Annotated in this window: 17 protein-coding genes and 5 tRNA genes; 17 read left to right on the forward strand and 5 right to left on the reverse strand. The window is 36.6% G+C overall.

Going from position 1 to position 19,474, the window contains the following annotated elements; all coding sequences use genetic code 11:
• The first annotated feature begins 573 nt into the window (after window positions 1-573).
• Entirely contained in the window at window positions 574-3,282 is a 2,709-nt protein-coding gene (locus JO178_RS12650) for a hypothetical protein (RefSeq protein ID WP_291936215.1), read from the forward strand.
• A 50-nt stretch (window positions 3,283-3,332) separates the two neighbouring features.
• Here the strand turns inward: JO178_RS12650 and JO178_RS12655 are convergent, their stop codons facing one another.
• Window positions 3,333-3,833 (reverse strand): DinB family protein, encoded by a 501-nt coding sequence (locus JO178_RS12655; RefSeq protein WP_291936218.1) that lies wholly within the window; start codon window positions 3,831-3,833, stop codon window positions 3,333-3,335.
• Between the two features lie 155 nt (window positions 3,834-3,988).
• Here JO178_RS12655 and JO178_RS12660 point away from each other — a divergent pair, with 155 nt between their 5' ends.
• The 9 genes from JO178_RS12660 (at window position 3,989) to JO178_RS12700 (ending at window position 13,661) form a co-directional block, all read left to right on the forward strand.
• The gene (locus JO178_RS12660; protein ID WP_291936220.1) at window positions 3,989-4,891 is read left to right on the forward strand and encodes a GLPGLI family protein; all 903 of its coding nucleotides are present in this window, start codon (window positions 3,989-3,991) and stop codon (window positions 4,889-4,891) included.
• A 325-nt stretch (window positions 4,892-5,216) separates the two neighbouring features.
• The gene (locus JO178_RS12665; RefSeq protein ID WP_291936222.1) at window positions 5,217-5,471 is read left to right on the forward strand and encodes a FeoA family protein; all 255 of its coding nucleotides are present in this window, start codon (window positions 5,217-5,219) and stop codon (window positions 5,469-5,471) included.
• The gene (gene feoB, locus JO178_RS12670) at window positions 5,471-7,504 is read left to right on the forward strand and encodes a ferrous iron transport protein B (protein ID WP_291936225.1); all 2,034 of its coding nucleotides are present in this window, start codon (window positions 5,471-5,473) and stop codon (window positions 7,502-7,504) included. The genes JO178_RS12665 and feoB overlap by 1 nt, the downstream gene beginning before the upstream one ends.
• Complete coding sequence (locus JO178_RS12675) at window positions 7,504-7,656, forward strand: hypothetical protein (RefSeq protein ID WP_291936228.1); 153 nt, start codon at window positions 7,504-7,506, stop codon at window positions 7,654-7,656. The genes feoB and JO178_RS12675 overlap by 1 nt, the downstream gene beginning before the upstream one ends.
• Before the next feature lie 64 nt (window positions 7,657-7,720).
• Window positions 7,721-8,737 carry a DUF4421 family protein gene (locus JO178_RS12680; RefSeq protein WP_291936230.1) on the forward strand — a complete coding sequence of 339 codons (1,017 nt, stop codon included), beginning with the start codon at window positions 7,721-7,723 and terminating at the stop codon, window positions 8,735-8,737.
• Window positions 8,738-8,800: 63 nt separating this feature from the next.
• Entirely contained in the window at window positions 8,801-10,183 is a 1,383-nt protein-coding gene (gene glmM, locus JO178_RS12685; protein ID WP_291936233.1) for a phosphoglucosamine mutase, read from the forward strand.
• A gap of 48 nt (window positions 10,184-10,231) precedes the next feature.
• Complete coding sequence (locus JO178_RS12690) at window positions 10,232-10,813, forward strand: Crp/Fnr family transcriptional regulator (protein WP_291936236.1); 582 nt, start codon at window positions 10,232-10,234, stop codon at window positions 10,811-10,813.
• Between the two features lie 286 nt (window positions 10,814-11,099).
• Window positions 11,100-12,071 (forward strand): zinc-binding alcohol dehydrogenase family protein, encoded by a 972-nt coding sequence (locus JO178_RS12695; protein WP_291936239.1) that lies wholly within the window; start codon window positions 11,100-11,102, stop codon window positions 12,069-12,071.
• A 207-nt stretch (window positions 12,072-12,278) separates the two neighbouring features.
• Window positions 12,279-13,661, forward strand: coding sequence for a tetratricopeptide repeat protein (locus tag JO178_RS12700; RefSeq protein ID WP_291936243.1), 1,383 nt, complete (start codon window positions 12,279-12,281; stop codon window positions 13,659-13,661).
• 123 nt (window positions 13,662-13,784) lie between these two features.
• On the opposite strand, the gene JO178_RS12705 is transcribed toward JO178_RS12700, so the two are convergent.
• The 3 genes from JO178_RS12705 to JO178_RS12715 are packed head-to-tail and all read right to left on the reverse strand — an operon-like array spanning window position 13,785 to window position 15,738.
• The gene (locus tag JO178_RS12705) at window positions 13,785-14,663 is read right to left on the reverse strand and encodes a DMT family transporter (RefSeq protein ID WP_291936245.1); all 879 of its coding nucleotides are present in this window, start codon (window positions 14,661-14,663) and stop codon (window positions 13,785-13,787) included.
• Window positions 14,650-15,303: a leucyl/phenylalanyl-tRNA--protein transferase gene (gene aat, locus JO178_RS12710; protein WP_291936248.1), complete on the reverse strand. Its 654-nt coding sequence runs from the start codon at window positions 15,301-15,303 to the stop codon at window positions 14,650-14,652. Before aat ends, JO178_RS12705 begins: the two co-directional genes overlap by 14 nt.
• A gap of 57 nt (window positions 15,304-15,360) precedes the next feature.
• Window positions 15,361-15,738: a DUF3127 domain-containing protein gene (locus JO178_RS12715; protein ID WP_291936251.1), complete on the reverse strand. Its 378-nt coding sequence runs from the start codon at window positions 15,736-15,738 to the stop codon at window positions 15,361-15,363.
• A gap of 178 nt (window positions 15,739-15,916) precedes the next feature.
• Between JO178_RS12715 and JO178_RS12720 the strand changes: the two genes are divergently transcribed.
• From JO178_RS12720 to JO178_RS12740, 5 genes are all read left to right on the forward strand, one after another.
• Window positions 15,917-15,998, forward strand: a tRNA-Leu gene (locus JO178_RS12720).
• A 4-nt stretch (window positions 15,999-16,002) separates the two neighbouring features.
• A tRNA-Gly gene (locus JO178_RS12725) sits at window positions 16,003-16,078 on the forward strand.
• A gap of 6 nt (window positions 16,079-16,084) precedes the next feature.
• Window positions 16,085-16,168, forward strand: a tRNA-Leu gene (locus tag JO178_RS12730).
• A gap of 119 nt (window positions 16,169-16,287) precedes the next feature.
• Window positions 16,288-16,372: transfer RNA gene (locus JO178_RS12735), tRNA-Leu, on the forward strand.
• A 1-nt stretch (window position 16,373) separates the two neighbouring features.
• Window positions 16,374-16,457 (forward strand) — tRNA-Leu (locus JO178_RS12740).
• Between the two features lie 365 nt (window positions 16,458-16,822).
• Here the strand turns inward: JO178_RS12740 and JO178_RS12745 are convergent.
• A complete protein-coding gene (locus JO178_RS12745; RefSeq protein ID WP_291936253.1) occupies window positions 16,823-17,449 on the reverse strand; it encodes a helix-turn-helix transcriptional regulator in 627 nt (208 codons plus the stop codon).
• A 196-nt stretch (window positions 17,450-17,645) separates the two neighbouring features.
• On the opposite strand from JO178_RS12745, the gene JO178_RS12750 reads away from it, so the two are divergent.
• A complete protein-coding gene (locus JO178_RS12750) occupies window positions 17,646-18,011 on the forward strand; it encodes a hypothetical protein (RefSeq protein WP_291936255.1) in 366 nt (121 codons plus the stop codon).
• A gap of 42 nt (window positions 18,012-18,053) precedes the next feature.
• The gene (locus JO178_RS12755; RefSeq protein ID WP_291936256.1) at window positions 18,054-19,469 is read left to right on the forward strand and encodes a PLP-dependent aminotransferase family protein; all 1,416 of its coding nucleotides are present in this window, start codon (window positions 18,054-18,056) and stop codon (window positions 19,467-19,469) included.
• The last annotated feature ends 5 nt before the right edge of the window (window positions 19,470-19,474 follow it).

Raw genomic sequence — 19,474 nt, forward strand, 5'->3', positions numbered from 1 at the left:
AGTTTAGAATTTTTTTTTATCTATGATTTAAATAATTCCAGGTTATTTAGTCTAAATAAAAACATTGAAAATTCTTCATTATAGAACTGTTTTTTAATAATTAGAAAGATATACCGGAACGCTGTTTCTGATTTTCAAAGAATTAATAGCGGCACTGAAACATGTATGGATATGTTTATAGCTAAGATAAGAAAATTTTAGGATTGAATAAAAATATAAATATCCATATTTTTATCAGATTATATTAATTTTTTTCTTGTATAAATAAACAATATACAGAGTTCATTAATTTTTATTTTTAATATTTTATTTGTTAAATATTTATTTATTACCGTTTATTTTTATGAATATAAAATATAAAACCATATTTATATTGTTTTGTGTTGTTTTAAATCATTAAAAGGTGAATTTTTTTATATTCCAAACTCTTAAAATTTTTTAATAAAAGAAGAAAGTGTTAAAAATATAACTAAGTTTGTAGTGATATTAATTTAACTTTTTGCATGAAAATGTATCTTTAAAATAGATGTAACGAAAAACAATAATCATTAACTAATTAGGCAAATAATAGGTATGAAAAAAAATATTCTTTTATTTCTGATGATTTTTTTTACTGTGTTCACATTTGCACAGAAAACAGTCTCAGGAAAAATTACTGACGATGACGGAGTAGCCATACCGAGCGCAAGCGTAACGGTAGAAGAGCCCGGTAAAGATGCTATTCTGGCTTATGGAATTACCAATGCTAAAGGAGAATATAAAGTGACTTTTACTTCTCCGGAATCCAATGTAGACCTTAAAGTAAAAGCTTTCAATCAGAGACCGCTTACCAGACAGATCAGCAATAGTGATCAGATCCTGAATTTCAAGATGCAGTCTGAGGCTACAGAAATAAAAGAAGTGCAGCTTAAAACCAAAATGATCACCGCAAAAGGAGATACCATATCTTATGATCTTAAAGCTTTTAACAGCAAAAATGACAGAACTCTTGCAGATGTAATGAAAAAAATTCCCGGTATTGAAGTTAATAATGACGGAACAATCCTTTATCAGGGAAATGCAATCAATAAATTTTATGTCAACGGAAAAGACCTGATGGAAGGAGGGTATGGTACGATCAACAATTCTCTCCCTAAAGATGCTGTACAGAAAGTAGAAGTTCTTGAAAATCACCAGCCTGTTAAAATTCTTCAGGATAAAGTACCATCGGATCAGGCTGCTATCAATATTAAACTTAAAAACTCCGTCACCATGACCGGTAGAGGAGAAGTGGGAGCCGGTTCGGGAGATCATCTGCTTTGGAATGTGAAGCTAACCCCTATGTTTTTTGGCCAGAAAAGCCAGTGGGTAGTCAATTATAAAACCAATAATATGGGCGAGCAGGTAGAAAATGAAGGAAATATCCTCGCTTTCGGAAACGGATGGGAAGGAAGGAGAATCAATGCAGGACAAAATAACTGGCTGAATGTAGAAAATGCAAGCACGCCCAATGTTCCTGTAAAAAGATATTTAATGAACTCTGTACATTATCTTTCTGCCAATTACCTGGTCAATATTGACAAAAAGAAAGAATGGGAGCTGAAAGCAAGTGCCAATTATACCAATAATGCTGTGGAAAGAGAAAGCCAGAGCGAAACGGATTATATGATAAACGGACAGGCAGGATCTAAAGTATCACAGAGTATTTTTAATAATTTTTATACGGATAAAGCCAAGGGAGAATTGGTTTTTACCAAAAATGCTAAAAAAGGATTCTTTAAAAATACAACAAGCTTCTCCCAGTTCTGGAATGCAGATCGTGCATTAACAGACAGAATAAGCACTGCAGCAAATACAACCAGCAGAAGCGGAGCCGAAGCATTGGAATCTCCCACATCATCTTTTCAGAACTCACTGAGTACCATCATTCCCTGGAAAGAAAAAATGGTAAATGTAAAGTCTTATATCAATTATCAGACAGACAGACAAACGCTGGATGTCTCACCAGCATCATATCTGGAAATACCGGGTTTTACTCCCGGAGCCAATGCCGAATCTATAAGACAAAATTTCAGACTGAAAACCTTTGAAGCCAATCATTCTGCAAATGTCGGGTTTTCAGTAAAAGGGTGGACATTTACACCGGAAGTTGGATTTAACTTTAAATCTACAACCCTCAATTCCAGCCTTACCAACCTTCAAAACGGACAGTATATAGGATACGGTGACAAATATAATAATGACCTTACCTATTCTACTGCTACGCCTTACGGAAGTTTAGGGGTCAATTATAAAAGTGAATCATGGATGCTTTTTGCCAACTTTCCTGTAAACTCAAATAATATCAAAGCAGATGATCCATTGAGAAATGTAGCAAAATCTGCCAATAAAGTCACTTTTGAGCCCAATCTTTTTGTTCAGTATTCGTTTGCTTCATTTTGGAAGGCATCCTTAACCGGAAATATTAATAATAATTTTGGCGAGATCAATTCTGCTTACTCAGGATTTATGATGACCTCTCCCAATGGAATCAGCGTGATGGATTCCAATAATCCTATTCCTCAGAATAATTCCAAAACCGCAGGATCCAGAATAGAGTACAGGAACCCGCTAAATAACCTGTTTTTTAATATCAATTATTCAATAGGTGATACCAAAAGAAATCTTGTGGCAGCTCCAATTCTGGATTCAATTACCGGATTTACGTTTATTCAGTACAAAGAGCTTGATAACCATTCAAAAACGAACAGGTTCAGTGCAGAAGTAGGTAAATATTTCCCGAAATTTAAAACCAATTTATCAGTGAGCTATAGTAATGCTTTGACAAAATCTGATGCATTCCTTGGGAATACTCCATATCTGAATAAGAATAATGCCCAAAACTATGGGTTTAAATTAAATAACACCTATTTCAGCTGGATGAGTTTAGATTATAATCTTAGTTTTTCAAGAACCAAACAGGATAATATAGGATTACCCGGAAGCTTTTTACCTAATACGGGTTTCAATCACAACCTTGCTGCTTTCTTTTATCCTATTGAAAATCATACAATCGGATTCAACTGGGATCAGATTAATACCAGCAATGGTACCAGAAATTATAATAATGCTTTTTATGATATCTCTTACCAGTTTTCCTGGGCGAAAAAGAAAATTGATTTTGAGCTTAAATGGATGAATATCGGAAACAGAAAAGTTTTTGAAACCTACACCATCAATGATAAAACAAACAGTACTACCTATTCCAGGGTTCAGCTTCGTCCGAGCCAGGTCATGTTTACTGTAAAATTCAACTTTAAATAAAATGTAAAAACCAATCCCTGAGGATTGGTTTTTTGCTGAGATATATGGCTTTACTTAAAGCTTTGTTGATCGGCTGAAGGCCCGTAGCTTCCCGGTAAAGGGATGTTGTTTAATCTGTAATATACTCCTAACTGAGCTCTATGGTGGGTAATCTGGTTTAATGCATGACGAATAGCTCCGTATTTACTCCAGCTTGCCAGTTCATGACCATCATTTTTAATAGTCCAGCTGGGATCGAGCTGGTCTTCAGATGCATTTTCTAAAGCCGCCTTGCCTGCCTGGTAACTGTCATCCAGTTTTTTGATAAGATCCTCCTTCGTTGAAAGATGGGAAGGCTGATAGTCTCCTTTTGCAAAATCCAGTTCGGAAGTATTTAAAATGGTATTCGGCCATTCAAAAACTTCTACAAGATGGGTGGCAAGGGGCATCAGTTTCATGCTTTTTTCATGAGGAGCGTACTCATTTTTACCCTCAGGAAAAAGTTCAATAAATTTTTTTGTTGTTTGAAACTCTCCTTCCAGTTCGGATTTTAATTGAGATAAGGTATCCATAATATTTTGTTTTTAAGAGTATTAAAGGTAGAAATTTTAAAAATGAAAATGTTTTAACAAAATCATAATTTTTATCATCGGACCCTCCAAAAAAAAAAATTCAAATAAGTGTAACAAAATCAGATAACCATATACTAATTAAGAAACTTGATTACATGAGAAAGCTATTTTCTATATTCCTTATAGCATTTTTTGCTATTGTGAATGCACAGGAATCTAAAGAAACTGCTAACCGCTTTTTTTATGAGCTTACTTTTAAGCCGAAAAAAGATTCTGCTAAATTGGATAAGATCATTACGATCCTGGATATTACGCCCAAAAAATCCATTTATCAAGACTATACCATGCCGGCTCAGGACTCTATCATTAAAGTTCAGATAGAAGAAATGGAGAAGACCAAGACGTTTAAAGATATGAGTAAGCTAATCAAATGGCCTAAATTTTCATACAAAATTGTCAAGGTTTATCCGGAGATGAAAGTACAGTATGTAGACAGAATCAGCAGAAACTTTTTTTCTTATGATGATAATGTAAAACTACAGTGGAATATATCTCCTGAAAAGCAGAAAATAGGAGCTTATAATGCTCAAAAAGCAACTACGGAATTCGGAGGAAGAACATGGACGGCATGGTTCAGTACGGATATCCCTTTTCAGGACGGTCCATACAAATTTTACGGACTTCCGGGATTAATCGTAAAAATTGAAGATGCAGATAAAAACTATTCCTGGCAGCTAAGCGGAAATAAAAAAATAGAAAATTACGATGAACTGTCTTATGCAGATAAGATTAATGCCAAAATGGGGATGATGAGTAATACTGTGACTCCTACAACAAAGGAAAAGTTTTTGAAATCTTACGAAGGTTATAAAGCAGATCCTTTTGCGGAATCCCGCCCTTATATGACTCCGGAAAACATGAGTAGACCGATGCCCGGGACAAACGGAACAGTGGGAGACTTTATGAAAAGACTGGAGAAACAGGTGAAAGACTTCTTCGGATCTAATGACAATCCGATTGAAAAAGATCAGAATACCTCTGATAAAAAGAAAAAGTAAACATTCATATCAACTAAATTATATTTTGAATCAACCCAGATACAGTAATGTGTTTGGGTTGATTTCTTTTTAAGCCCCATTATAAAATCTTAGAAAAATTTATTATTTATGGATAAGAGATTTGAATAAATAAAGCTTTAAAATATTATTTAATATTTTATTCTTTACATCAATTTAAGTCCAAAGGAAAATAATTTATCATAAGATCAAAATTCCTATAAGTATATTCAATCACATTATTGTATTTGAGGTAATTTCTTTTATGACAAAACGTTATTTAGATTAAATTTAAATAGCGTATATTTGCAACACTAAAAATTAGGCTTTGAAAGAGAAAGGTTTACATAAATTAAGTGGATTCCCCAGAAATAGAATGGGGAAGATATTGGGATATGATAATGACCATCTGAAAATGCCCAATAAAATCATTGAAATGGGGCTTCTTCCGGAGACTTTTTTCAGGATTTTGTATCAGGCCCCGTTCAACGGGCCGATGTATGTGGAATTTGGAGCGGAAAAAAGCCGGATCGCTCTTCGTGAGGAAGAAGGAAATTATATCATTGTTGAAGAATTGAATTAATGCAGGCAAATAAGAAAAAACAGATACTTTTAGTAGGGAACCCTAATGTAGGAAAGTCAACGGTTTTTAATACGCTTTGTAATAAAAAGCAGAAGACCGGGAACTATGCCGGAGTAACCGTTGCCAGTCATTCGGGAAACTATGTGTATAATAATGAGGAAGTTGAAGTAATTGATCTCCCCGGTTCATACAGCGTTTATCCAAGTTCCGAAGATGAAGCTATTTTCTCAAAATACCTTATTGATGAACAGGAAAACTATGCAGGTGTTGTGTACATTCTTGAAGCATTAAGTTTAAAAAGAGGCCTTCTTTTATTCCAGCAGATTCAGGATTTAGGGGTTCCTATGATTTTGATTGTCAATCAAATTGATCAGGCAGAAAGACGAGGGATCAGCATTGATATTCAGAAATTTTCTGAAGCATTAGGTATTACAATTATTCAGACCAATGCTAAAGAGCAGATTGGTATAGATGAAGTAAGAGAAGCTGTTTTCCATAATAAGTTTGTAAAAGCAGACCATATTTCTTTTGAAACCCCGAACGAGCACAGAGATTTCATTCAGAAACTGGCTGCACATAAAGGTTTTGATAATGAATATAAAGCCTGGATGAGCCTTTCATTAGGGACTGATCTTGGTAAGATAGAACCTCTGGTGGATCAGATCAATGAGTCTGAATCTAAAAGTTTGGTTCCTAAAAGATTACAGGTTCAGGAGACTGTCAGAAGATATCAGAAAGTGGATAAAATCTTAGAAAATGTAATTGCTAAGAAACCGCAGTTTAAAGAGTTATTGACAGAAAAACTGGACAGGGTTTTAGTGCATAAGTTTTGGGGGTATATCGTTTTTATGGTGATCTTACTGATCATTTTCCAAAGTGTTTATTTCATTGCGGAATTCCCAAAAGGATGGATAGAAGATTTATTTACATGGATGTCTGCCGCAACGGCAGAGCATTTGCCTGAAGGCCCGGTGAACTCACTGGTTTCAAAAGGAATTATTCCGGGAATAGGAAGTATTGTTTCTTTTGCCCCGCAAATTGGTATTTTATTGTATTTCCTTTATTTATTAGAGGATTCGGGATATATGGCAAGAGTAGTATTCCTTATGGACAGACTCTTACGCCCCTTCGGACTGAACGGAAAAAGTATTGTGCCATTGGTTTCAGGAACAGCCTGTGCTATTCCGGCGGTTATTTCTACAAGAAATATTGAAAACGTAAAAGAAAGACTGCTGACAATATTGGTGACTCCTTTTATGACCTGTTCTGCAAGACTCCCGGTATACAGTATCATTATCGGATTAATTATTTCAGACAGATCCTTCCTTGGAATCAAGTACAGAGCACTTGTGTTAATGGGAATGTATCTTTTAGGATTTGTAGTTGCCCTTTTTTCAGCTGCTGTTCTGAAAAGATTTATAAAAAATAAAGGGAAAACATATCTGGTAATGGATTTGCCAAGTTATAAAAAGCCCCTTTTCGGTTATGATTTTAAAATGGTTTTAGGTAAAGTATGGGAATTTGTTACCGGAGCCGGAAAAATTATTTTCGTTGTCAGTATTATTATCTGGTTCCTGAGTTATTTCGGACCCAAACAGAAGCCGACAGAATTTGTGGCGACCAATGTTGAGCTGGATCATTCTTACCTCGCCAAATTGGGGAAAGGAATAGAGCCGGCTATTGCACCACTTGGTTATGACTGGAAAATGGGAGTGGGAATTCTGACCAGTTTTGTTGCCAGAGAAGTATTTGTAGGAACAATGTCTACATTATACAGTCTGGATGATGATGCACCGGAAGTAAAAGTAATTGATAAAATGAGACAGGATGTAAAACCCAACGGAGAAAAAGTCTTCAGCTTTGCGACCGGAATTTCAATACTTTTATTCTATGCATTTGCAATGCAGTGTGTGGCAACACTTGCTGCAGTATACAGGGAAACCAAAAGCTGGAAATGGACCGGCTTTCAGGTGGCTATGATGACAGGTTTGGCATATTTTGTGTCGATGATAGTATATCAGATTTTAAAGTAATGGACTCATCATTAATTTTTCAGTATGTAATTATTGCACTGGTAGTGGCTTTTGCCTGCTATTCATTATTTAAAGTGCTTAAAAAGAACTTTGCCCCTAAAAAATTCAGCTCTAAAAGAACGGGTTGTGACAAAGATTGCGGTTGTTCTTAATAAAGGCTTCATCGGATAATTAAAAAAATATGGTAAATTCATGTTTTAATTTAAAATATCCGGTTTGAATTTCATAACAGCAACTTCCTTTTTAGTATTCTTATTTATTTTTCAGAGGGGATACGCCCAAATAGACTCTGCCCGTATCATTTCTTATGCAGACCGGCTGATGGTTCGGGTTAATCTCGATACCAATATAGAAGGTTTTGTGTTTTCACAGGGAACCTTGCCGGATGCCAGAAAAACCGTCCTTACGATCAATAATAAGGCTACCACTTCGCTGTCGTTTGATTATAAATTGTTCAGTGTCACTTTATCGATGACTCCCCGGTTTATTTCCGGAGGCAATAAAGATGAACAAAAAGGGCACAGCTCTTACACGGATTTTAGCTTCAGACTTTTTCCAAAAAGATTTATTCAGAGTGTTTACTATAAAAATGTAAGAGGTTTTTATGTAGACAATATGAAAGACCTTGTTCCCGGATGGGAAGAGGGCAGAGATCCTTATATCAGATTTCCCGGTCTTCAGGTACAAAGTTACGGCGGAACAACATCCTATATTCTGAATAAAAATTTCTCGGCAAAAAGTATCTATACTCAGGGAGAATGGCAGAAACACAGTGGCGGAAGCTGGATTCCGTCTGTGGATTATGACCTCACCATATTTAAAAATACAGACAACGACAATGCCAATAAAGCCGTTCAATATAAAATTGGAGGCAATATGGGGTACTTTTATAATTGGGTAATCGGAAAAAAGGTGAATATTGCTCCCTATCTGGCTCTCGGACTTGGTGCAAAATTTGCTAGCTACCGTAATGTTCTTGGAGACGGAAAAAAAGAAAATACCCAATATCTCACTATAAGAACAGAAGGCGGTCTTCATGCAGGATATAATACGGACAGATTTTTGTTTGGCGGGAAAATTAATTTCAATGCATCGGCTTATAACCAGAAAAAAGATCAGACAATTGAAAATAATTACATCTATGGTCTTCTATACATAGGCTATCGTTTTGCACCGCCAAAAGTAGTTAAAAAAACCTACGATAAAATTGAAAAAACAATCCCGCTTTTATAAGTTAAAAGTCTTTTAATTATCTTTGTTTACGAAAAAATATACTAACAAAAAGAAATAAACATAATGTCATTAATAAAATCTATTTCAGGAATCCGAGGTACCATCGGCGGAAAAGTAAATGATAATCTGACACCCCTCGATGTAGTGAAATTTGCTTCTGCATTCGGGACCTGGCTTCAGAATAATAAAAATAAAAAAGACCTTACCCTGGTCATCGGAAGAGATGCCAGAATATCCGGTCAGATGGTCTCTTCTCTGGTGACGGCTACTTTACAGGGACTGGGTATCAACGTTGTTGATCTTGGCCTTTCCACAACACCTACTGTAGAGATAATGGTTCCTGAGCTGAAAGCAGACGGAGGTATCATTCTTACTGCCTCTCATAACCCAAAACAATGGAATGCTCTTAAATTATTAAACGAGAAAGGAGAATTTATCAGCGGGGAAAACGGAGCAGAGGTACTTGCCCTTGCGGAAAGCGAAGATTTCAACTATGCGGAGGTAGATAACCTTGGAAAATATGAAACAAGAGAGGATGCTTTTGATATTCATATTGAGCAGATACTTAATTTACCAATGGTAGACACAGAGGCTATTAAAGCAAAAAAATTTAAAGTGGTACTGGATGCGGTAAACTCTACAGGAGGAATCGCAATTCCAATGCTGTTAGATAAACTGGGTTGTGAAACCATTAAATTATATTGTGAACCAACAGGGCACTTTCCGCATAATCCTGAACCTTTAAAAGAACACCTTGGAGATATATGTGAGCTTGTGAAAAAAGAAAATGCAGACCTGGGAATCGTGGTAGATCCAGACGTGGACAGATTAGCCTTAATTGATGAAAAAGGTGAAATGTTCGGTGAGGAATATACATTGGTGGCGGTTGCAGATTACCTTTTAAAGCATAAAAACGGAGTAGCAGTTTCCAATCTTTCGTCAAGCCGTGCCTTGAGAGACGTTGCACAGACCCACAACTCAGAATACTTTGCCAGTGCAGTAGGAGAGGTAAATGTAGTAACCCTGATGAAAGAAAAAAATGCGGTCATCGGCGGAGAAGGAAACGGGGGAATTATTTATCCTGAATTGCATTACGGAAGAGACTCTTTAGTAGGTGTTGCTTTATTTTTAACCCATTTGGCAAAAGAAAATAAAACCGTTTCCGAATTAAGAGCAGGTTATCCGAGCTATTTCATGGGAAAAAAGAAAATAGAATTAACCCCGGAAATTAATGTAGATGCTATTTTAAGCAAAATGGAGCAGGAATATCAGAACGAAGAAGTTTCTACTGTGGACGGAGTAAAAATAGATTTTGAAAATAACTGGGTTCATCTCAGAAAATCTAATACTGAGCCGATTATCAGAATCTATACGGAAGCTAAATCTCAGGAAGAAGCTGATCAGTTGGGAGATGATATCATTGCTAAGATCAAGACTTTAATCTAAATACATCATAAGGACGGAACTCTACAGGCTCCGTTCTTTTTTTATACTATGTTTGAGCATATTAAAAAAAGGTTTCCTTTCCCAAAAGATAAATGGCGAAAATTTTTAAGCCGTTTCGAACGTCTGGAAGTTCCTGCGAAAACGCTGCTGTTACAGGAAGGAGAGATTTCAAACCATGCATTTTATCTTGAAAAAGGAATTGTGAGAGCCTGGTATAATAATGACGGTAAAGATGTCTCATTTCAGTTTTTTCTGGAAAATACTATGTTTTCTTCTCTGGAGAGCTTTAAGAAAGGATTGCCCAGTATGGTATCTTTTGAGACCGTGGAACCCTGCGTTTTGTATAAAATTAAAAAAAACGATGTGGAAGCTTTTCTCGAAGAAGTATATGAAAATCCGGACCTCAGAACCTTGTTTATGGATGCTCTTTTCGAAAGGATGTTTGATTATATGAAACATTTTTTCTCATTTATTAAAGACAGCCCGCAGCAACGATATCTGCAGCTTACCAAAACTAAACCTGAAATCATTAAAAGAGTTCCGCAACATTATATTGCATCTTATTTAGGAATTACAACGGTTCATCTCAGCAGGATAAAAGCTAAAATACTGAAAGAGAAGCTTTCTTAATCGATATGTAACTGAAGGAAGTTGAATTTTTTAACGCAACAGCCGCAAATAATATTAAAATAATGCTTAAAAAACGTTTGCAAAGACCTTCCACCCGGCAGAGATTACGTTCTTAGCTGAACGAAGTGCCGCTGCGATCGAAAATAAAGTATAATAATCAATTTACCAACTTGGTGTTTCCCGTCATTTCATTTGTATTGATAACCTTCATCTTCCATCTTAACTGATAACAAATGTTATCGCAGCATTATTTTTCACTTCATAATTTTGTATAAAATTTAAAACAATGAAAGCAGCAGTTGTATTTGCAAAAGGAAGTATTCCTCAATATGCAGACTTTGCGGAACCGGAAGTGACGATGGAACATGAAGTTTTGGTATCTGTAAAAGCGGCATCTATTAAAAATTTGGATAAAGCCAGAGCCAGTGGAAAACATTATTCTACGGAAAACGATGTTCATCAGCCAACAATCATTGGTTCCGATGGCGTAGGCTACCTGGAAGATGGGTCAAAAGTGTATTTTTTTAATAAGAAAGGAACAGTAGCAGAAAAGGCTATTGCCAATCCTAAAATGATGGTGACAATTCCTCAAGGACTTGATTTTTCCACAGCAGCAGCTCTTCCGAACGCCATAATGGGCTCGGCAATGGCATTAAAATTCAGAGCCGGCATGCAATCGGGGAACGTTGTACTGGTGAATGGCGCAACAGGAATCACAGGAAGAATTGCCGTTCAGATTGCTAAGGTGTATGGAGCACAAAAAATTATTGTTACAGGTAGAAATGAAGAATCCCTGAAGGAGCTTCGTGATCTGGGAGCCGATGAGGTGGTTTCTCTGCATTTAAGTGATGAGGATTTCAAAAAGAGAATAAAAGAAATTCATAGTGAAAGTCCTATTGACATTGTTATCGATTATATCTGGGGACATTCTGTGGAAATGATTTTATCAGCGTTCAAAGGAGATGGAACATTTTCCCATAAAACGAAGCTGGTTACCATTGGGGGAATGAGTGGGGATACCATTCAATTGTCTTCACAGATTTTGCGTGCAACAGATATTCAGATCTCTGGTTCAGGGCTGGGAAGCTGGACAGAGGAAGAATCGGGCCGGCTTTTCTCAGAAATTATTCCGGAAATGTTTCAGGCAGCAGCAGCGGGAAAAATAAAAATAGAAACAGAAGAGGCTGATATAGAAAATATTGAAGCGGTATGGAACGCAGAAATTCCCTCAGGAAAGAGACTTGTTATAAGAATTTAATCACAATTTCAATTTTTTATCCACAATCCTTTTATCTGTTTTCTTTTTTTACTATTTTTATAATAGAAATTTATGAAATGGAAAATTCAAAAAAAAGTTGCAACTTTGCATAAATATTTGAATATCAGTTTCAGATGTATTATTAATTAAAAAGTTTGCCGAGGTCTGTAAGCAAATTCAGACATCGGGCCGACAGAGAGGACACTATTGGAAGAGTATTTTGGAAATGAACTTGTTAAAAAGTTCGAGGAAATGATGGAAAACAATGATGAATTCTACTTCGATACCGAGGAGTTGGAAGATATTATTGTTTATTATTTGGAGCTTGGAGACTTTAATTATGCCGATATGGCGGTTAGTTATGGTTTAAAGCTTCATCCTAATTCATTGGATATCAAGATTAAAAAACTTGAAATTCTTTTGGAATGGGAGGAATATAATACGGCAAAAGAGCTTATCGATGAGCTGAAGGGTTCTTCTATGGAAAACACAGATTTTTTGGTTTGCTATGCTAAGTATTATTCGAACTTAGGAAACCCTAGAAAATCCATTGAAATTTGTAAAAAAGCACTTGAGTTGGGAGAAGAAGAAAACTTCCTTCACAACTTTATTGCAGATGAATATGTAAATCTCGGTGATCCTTTTAACGCTCTTAAACATTACAGAAAAGCACTGAAAGAAGATCCGGCAGATGAGTATGCCCTGGAGAACTGTATGGTTTGCTTTAGTGATCTGAATAAGAGTGAGGAGGCTATTGCCTTTCTTAATGAATATCTGGATGAGTTTTCTTATTCGGAAACCGCCTGGTTTGAATATGGACAATTCTATTTCAACAGAAAAAATTACGAAGAAGCCATCAGAGGATATGATTATTTACTGGCTATCAACTCAAATTCAGTTGGAGTCTATGCCAATAAAGCGGCTTGTTATGAAGCCCTTGGACAATATCAGAAGGCCATTGATGTATATGAAGAAATGCTCGAGTTGGAATATACCAAAGCATTTACATTCTATAAAATCGGATTGTGTCACAAGGCTTTAAAACAGCCTATTTTAGCGTTAAATGCATTCCAGAAATCATTGAGAGAAGACCCGCAGTTTTATCTTGCTATGATGGAGCAGTCCTATCTGTATGAGGAAATGGGAGGAATGTCTGAAGCATTACATTATGCTAAAGAAGCAACCCAGCTGAATGAAAACAATCTCGATTATCAAAAAAGACTGGCATTCCTGTTTATTGATTCGGGGAAATTTGAAGAAAGTCTTTCCTGCCTGAAAAAACTGGTGAATGATGAGCCTTCAAGATTTTACAACTGGTATGCGTACTCTGAAGTATTAATGCTTTTAGGAGAATATGAAGAAGCCGTAACGGTTCTGAATATGGCCCTTAAAAAACATTTCAGAGCGGAATTATATTATCAGCTGAGTAATTGTTTTTTTAATCTGAAAGACCAGAATAAAGGAATGGAAGCTCTTCAGAAAGCATTAGACCTTGATGCAACCTTAGTGAAAGATATGCAAAAAAAGTATCCTTTCATTAAAGATGAAGTGAAAAAGGTGAAAGCGACCAATAAAGTGAAAAAGAACTGAAAAGAGTAATCTTTACAATTTTATACTTTAACTATATATAAGAATCCTGCAGGAATGCGGGATTTTTTTATGAGAAATAAATGTATAAGGAAGCACTTTACCGGCATTTGGTGAAATAAATTTTTATTTTTTAGGATGGGCTCTTAAAAATATTAATCCGGCAATAATAATTCCGGCTCCAATGAACTGAAGATAAGTTAGTTTTTCTCCGTCTATAATTCCCCAGATAATAGCAACGATAGGCATTACTAAAGTTACCGTAGAAGCAAAAAGCGGTGTAGAGACCTTGAGTAAGCGGTAATTCATCATCATGGCAAGACCGGTTCCGAAAACAGATAACAGACTGACAAACAGCAATCCCATCATATTGTCCTTTGAAAAATTAAATTCAGAGAAAAATCCGGTACTCGTTAAAGCAATAACAGAGGGAAAAAAGAGGACAAAGGAAAAGACAAATGCCGACAAAACAGTAGAGGATATCTCCATTAGCTTTGATTTTACGGTGGTGGTACTCAGCGCATAGCACAAAGTAGCAAGCAGCAGCAAGAGAATCGGAATCATTTTAAATGCTCCGCTGTCTCCACCGCCAAACGCCAGAATACAAACTCCTGTAAAGCTTATCAGAGTTCCTATAATCTGTTTTTTTGTGGTTTCAAACTTCCATACCAGTGCCCCTACAATAATGACAAAAATAGGCATCATAGAATTGATAATCCCGGCAATACTGCTGCTTACCTCCGTTTCTGCAATAGGAAACAGAAACATGGGAATAAAGTTCCCGGTAAATGCTGCCAGAATAAGCCATTTCAGGTGTTTTCTCGGAAAAAGCTTATAATTGGAAACGGCAATGGGAAGCAGGATGATTCCTGCGATGAGGACTCTTAAAGACCCCACCTGGAACGGATTAAAATGTTCCAGAGATTTTTTGATCAGAATAAAAGATGATCCCCAGATAATACTCAGGACAGTCAAAAGAATCCATTTTTCTTTATCCGCGTTCATTATTTTCGTGTAAAGTTTTTAAAAATTCCTGCTTAGGGATCATTCTGGCTCCCAAACTTTCCAGATGGTCTGTATGAGACTGACAGTCAATAAGCTCCAGATAGGTCTTGTTGCTTTCCACAAAATGTATAAAGCCTGCCTTAGAGGCATTGCTGACTTTAGCAAACATACTTTCACCACAGAATATATTTCCGATTTGTAACCCATAGAATCCACCTACAAGTTCTTCATCCTGCCATACTTCTATACTTTTAGCCAGACCAAATTCATGAAGTTTGATAAATGATTCCATCAGCTCGTCGGAAAGCCAGGTTCCTGACTGTCCTTTTCGGTGAGCTTGCTGACAATTTCGGATTACTTCCCTGAAATTCTGATTCTCTGAAAAGGTAAAAACATTTCTGTTCAATATTTTTCTCATCGATTTAGAAACTTTGATTTCTTCCGGATATAAAACGAATCTCGGATCCGGACACCACCATAAAATTTCTTCTCCCGGATTGTACCAGGGAAAAATCCCCAACTGGTAGGCAAACCAGATACGTTCTACAGACAGATCACCACCAAAAGCAATCAATCCGTCATGACCATCATAAACTTCCGGGTCTGGAAATGAAATCTCGTTTTCGTCTAATCGAACCATTGTAGAAAAAAATCCCACTTTAAGAAAGCAGGATTTATATTTGATTGTATTCTTTAATTAGAAAGGTAAATCATCGTCATCATCTCCGGCAAACGGATTCTCGTTAGAAACAGAAGATGCAGACTGCTGAGGCATTGCCTGAGTAGGCTCAGAACCATTGTCAAATACTTTTTCCACTCTCCATCCTGTGATCGAGTTGAAGTATTTTGTCTCACCCTGAGGAGAAACCCATTCTCTTCCTCTGATGTTGATTCCTACCTTTACGTTCTCTCCTTCTTTGATGTTATCTAATAAACTAATTTTATCAGACAAAAATTCTATGTTTATCGGCTGTGGATACTGTTCTTGAGTTAAAATAACCATTTCTCTCTTTTGAAACCCGCTCGCAAATGTTTGAGCATCAAAAAGTTTCTTTACCGTTCCTTGTAATTCCATATCGTAAATATTAACGATGTAAAAGTAAGAAAATGAATCGTAATAATAGGTGCCGTGAAAAAAAAAACTAAAAAAATTAATTTTTTTACCGGAAAAGTTTGGAGGTAATGGAAATTGTCCTATATTTGCACTCACAAAAACGAAGCAAGCTCTTTAAAACTTACAATATAAAAAACCAGCGGATGTGGTGTAATTGGTAGCCACGCCAGACTTAGGATCTGGTGCCGTGAGGCGTGGGGGTTCGAGTCCCTTCATCCGCACTATGCGAAAATAGCTCAGCTGGTAGAGCACAACCTTGCCAAGGTTGGGGTCGCGGGTTCGAATCCCGTTTTTCGCTCCACACCATGCCCTGGTGGTGGAACTGGTAGACACGCAGGACTTAAAATCCTGTGCCTCTTTTGGCGTGCGGGTTCAAGTCCCGCCCGGGGTACAAAGCCCTCTGTATTTCGTTACGGAGGGTTTTTTGTTTTAATAGAGAGTGTTCTTTCAATAAAAAGGTCTTATATTTGTAAGATAAATCGATATCTGCGAAAGCAGAGTAATAAACCAGCGGATGTGGTGTAATTGGTAGCCACGCCAGACTTAGGATCTGGTGCCGTGAGGCGTGGGGGTTCGAGTCCCTTCATCCGCACCATGCCCTGGTGGTGGAACTGGTAGACACGCAGGACTTAAAATCCTGTACCTCTTTTGGTGTGCGGGTTCAAGTCCCGCCCGGGGTACTAAAACCCTCCGTAATTTGATTATGGAGGGTTTTTTGTTTTTCAGATGAACCTCTCTATGTTACAGAGAAAAGGTACGCGACCTTAAAAACCATTTAAAAAAGTACTTTAATCATTTTCCTTATCTAAGCCTGGTTTGGGCTTGATTTTAGCTTTATATATCCTTATACTTCCTACAGTGAAGTTCTCAAGTAATGATGTTTCTTCAGCAGGGTGATGCTATTACGGATAGTCTCTTGATGTATCTCGGCTTCAGTTACTTCGTCTGTACGAAGAATGATTATTACAAGATTATAGATTTAATGATCAGGTTTCTAATAAGTGCTTCTCCCTTATCAATGACAGAGGATTTTTTATTCTGGCCTTTAATACTGGCTTTTCTTTAATTGGTTTTCCAGATTCTCCAATCTTTCAAAGATGCTTTCAAAAATATTCTTTTCCGTGGTGGAAATATGTCCTATGATCTTATAGATATTTTCTTTTGTTTTCTGATTTTCAGTAAGATATTGAATGTTATCCTCGTTGTAAATCACTAAACTGTTGTGGGAAGCCTTTTCAGGATCGGCTTTTTTCAAAAATAGAATATCTCCGTATTGATATTGAGGGAGCAAATGACTTTCTTTTGTGAATTCATGAATCAAATCTACAGATGCTAATATTTTTTGCAAAACAATGGCGTTGGGAATGTTGTTTTCCGGCTGACCTTTGTTTGCTGTAGTGTTTTGTAGTGGAGGTTCAGGGAAAAGAAGAAGCTGATTGATCGCTGAAATGTTATTTAATTGATTGTTTTGTAGCTCTTTAGTTAAGAGCTCATCCAGCTCAATACCAAAATGATCAGCAACCTTCAGAATGGTTTCTATTTTAGGCTCTGCACGCCCTTCTTCGTATGAACTAATGACCCCTCTGTTCAAATCAAACAGGTCAGCAAAAGCTTTTTGGCTTAATCCTTTTACATGTCTTATTTTCTTGATATTGATTCCAAAGAAGCTCATTGTCTAATATTTTTTGCAAAGATAAAAAAATGATAAACTTCGATAAAAATATTGGCAATTTGAAAGGTGATCAGAAACTGATTGATACTTATAAAGAATTATATATACTATTCTGTATCCATAATATTCTATTCTTCTGTATCTGTATCCTGAGTAGAATACTCCCTAATTTTGTTTAGCTAAAGAAGAAAATAGTATGGAAACAAGAGTTCAACATCAGAAACAGCTTCAATATGCTGAGGTATATATTTCAGATATGTTGGAGTTGAAAGAAATTTTTTTACGGGCTCAAAACACTGCAACAGTACATAAAGACTTCGGAATTCCCTTTCTTTTGGCTAAAGAAAAAGATAATATTCTTTCATTTGCCAGCCTTGTCATTAATGAACAAGGTGAGATTGAATGTAAAGCTTATCACAGAGCTGAAACTACAGAGCCTGAGAAGAGAATTTTTGATTATAAATCAGAAGAATACTGTCAACGGAATACGACTGCTAATTTCCGAAATCCGGAACAACTAAAAAGAAGTATTGAAAGTATGGTTAGCTGGCTTAATTTTTAATAAAGCATGGATAAATTGTACATTTACTTAAAACCGTGATCAATGTCTAAAGATGTTCTGTACCTTAAAATAGCCAATTCTGTCACTGAACAGATCAAAAGTGAAACATTGCAGTTTGGTGACAGGCTTCCATCGCTGAGAAGTGCTCAAAAGTTATATAATGTTAGCTTAAATACTGTAAAACAGGCTTATATGGAGCTTGAGAGCCGCTCACTTGTAGAATCTCGCCCAAAATATGGATATTATGTGAGCCAGACTTCCCAAAGAAAGCTGGAATTGCCTTCTGTGGCTAAAATGAAAGTTTCAGAAGAAAAAAAGAGTCCGGAAGATCTTATCGGAAAAGTATTTGGTTCTATTGCAGGAACAGATATGACACAGTTTGCGCTGGGAATTCCTGGCAAAAGTCTTCTTCCTGTTGCTAAGATGAAGAAATGTATGATTGATGTAATAAAGCGGAAGAGTGACAGTGGAACCAATTATGAACCGGTGCAGGGAAGTGTAGGATTAAGGCGGGAAATTGCCAAGTGGTCTATTGTAATGGAAGGAAAAATTACAGAAGATGATCTGGTAATAACTTCCGGTGCGATGAATGGGGTTTATAACTGTCTGATGGCCGTTACCCGGCCGGGAGACTATGTAGCGGTGGAAAGCCCTGTTTATTTTGGGATTCTTCAGGCTATTCAGTTGTTGGGGTTGAAAGCGGTAGAAATTCCGACCCATCCTATTACAGGGGTAGATCTGGATGCCTTAAAGAAGATAATGCCAAAGCTTTCTGCTTGTTGTTTTGTGGTGAACTATAATAATCCGTTAGGTTTTCAGATGCCGGATGAGAATAAGAAAGAACTGGTAAGAATGCTTACTGAGTACAATGTTCCTTTGGTAGAAGATGATGTCTATGGAAATATTTATTTTGGTGCAGGAAGACCGAAACCATGTAAATTTTACGATGAAGCAGGAATTGTGATGTGGGTGGGTTCTGTATCTAAAACGTTAGCTCCGGGTTATCGTGTAGGCTGGGTAGCACCAGGGAAATTTAAAGAGAAAATTATCCGGCAGAAATTGGTGCAAACCGTTTCCAGTCCTTCTTTATTCTCCGATGTGATTGCCGATTTCCTGGAACATGGCCGTTATGATCATCATTTGAGAATGTTTAGAAAGAAGCTTTATGCGAATTATTTACAAATCCAGAAATCCGTGACTCAGTATTTTCCTGATAATACCAAAGTTTCAGAACCTAAAGGCGGGTTTATGTTGTGGCTGGAATTGGATAAAAGAATATGTACTGAAGATCTTTATGATGAAGCAGTGAACCAAAAAGTAAACTTTGCCCCGGGAAGAATGTTTTCACAATATAATCAGTATCAAAACTGTATGCGATTAAATTATGCCCTTGAATGGACAGATCGGGTAGAAAGCGACCTGGAGAAATTAGGGAAAATGATAAAAAACAGAATATAATAAAC

This window comes from Chryseobacterium sp., assembly GCF_019236175.1.
Classification (GTDB): Bacteria; Bacteroidota; Bacteroidia; order Flavobacteriales; family Weeksellaceae; genus Chryseobacterium.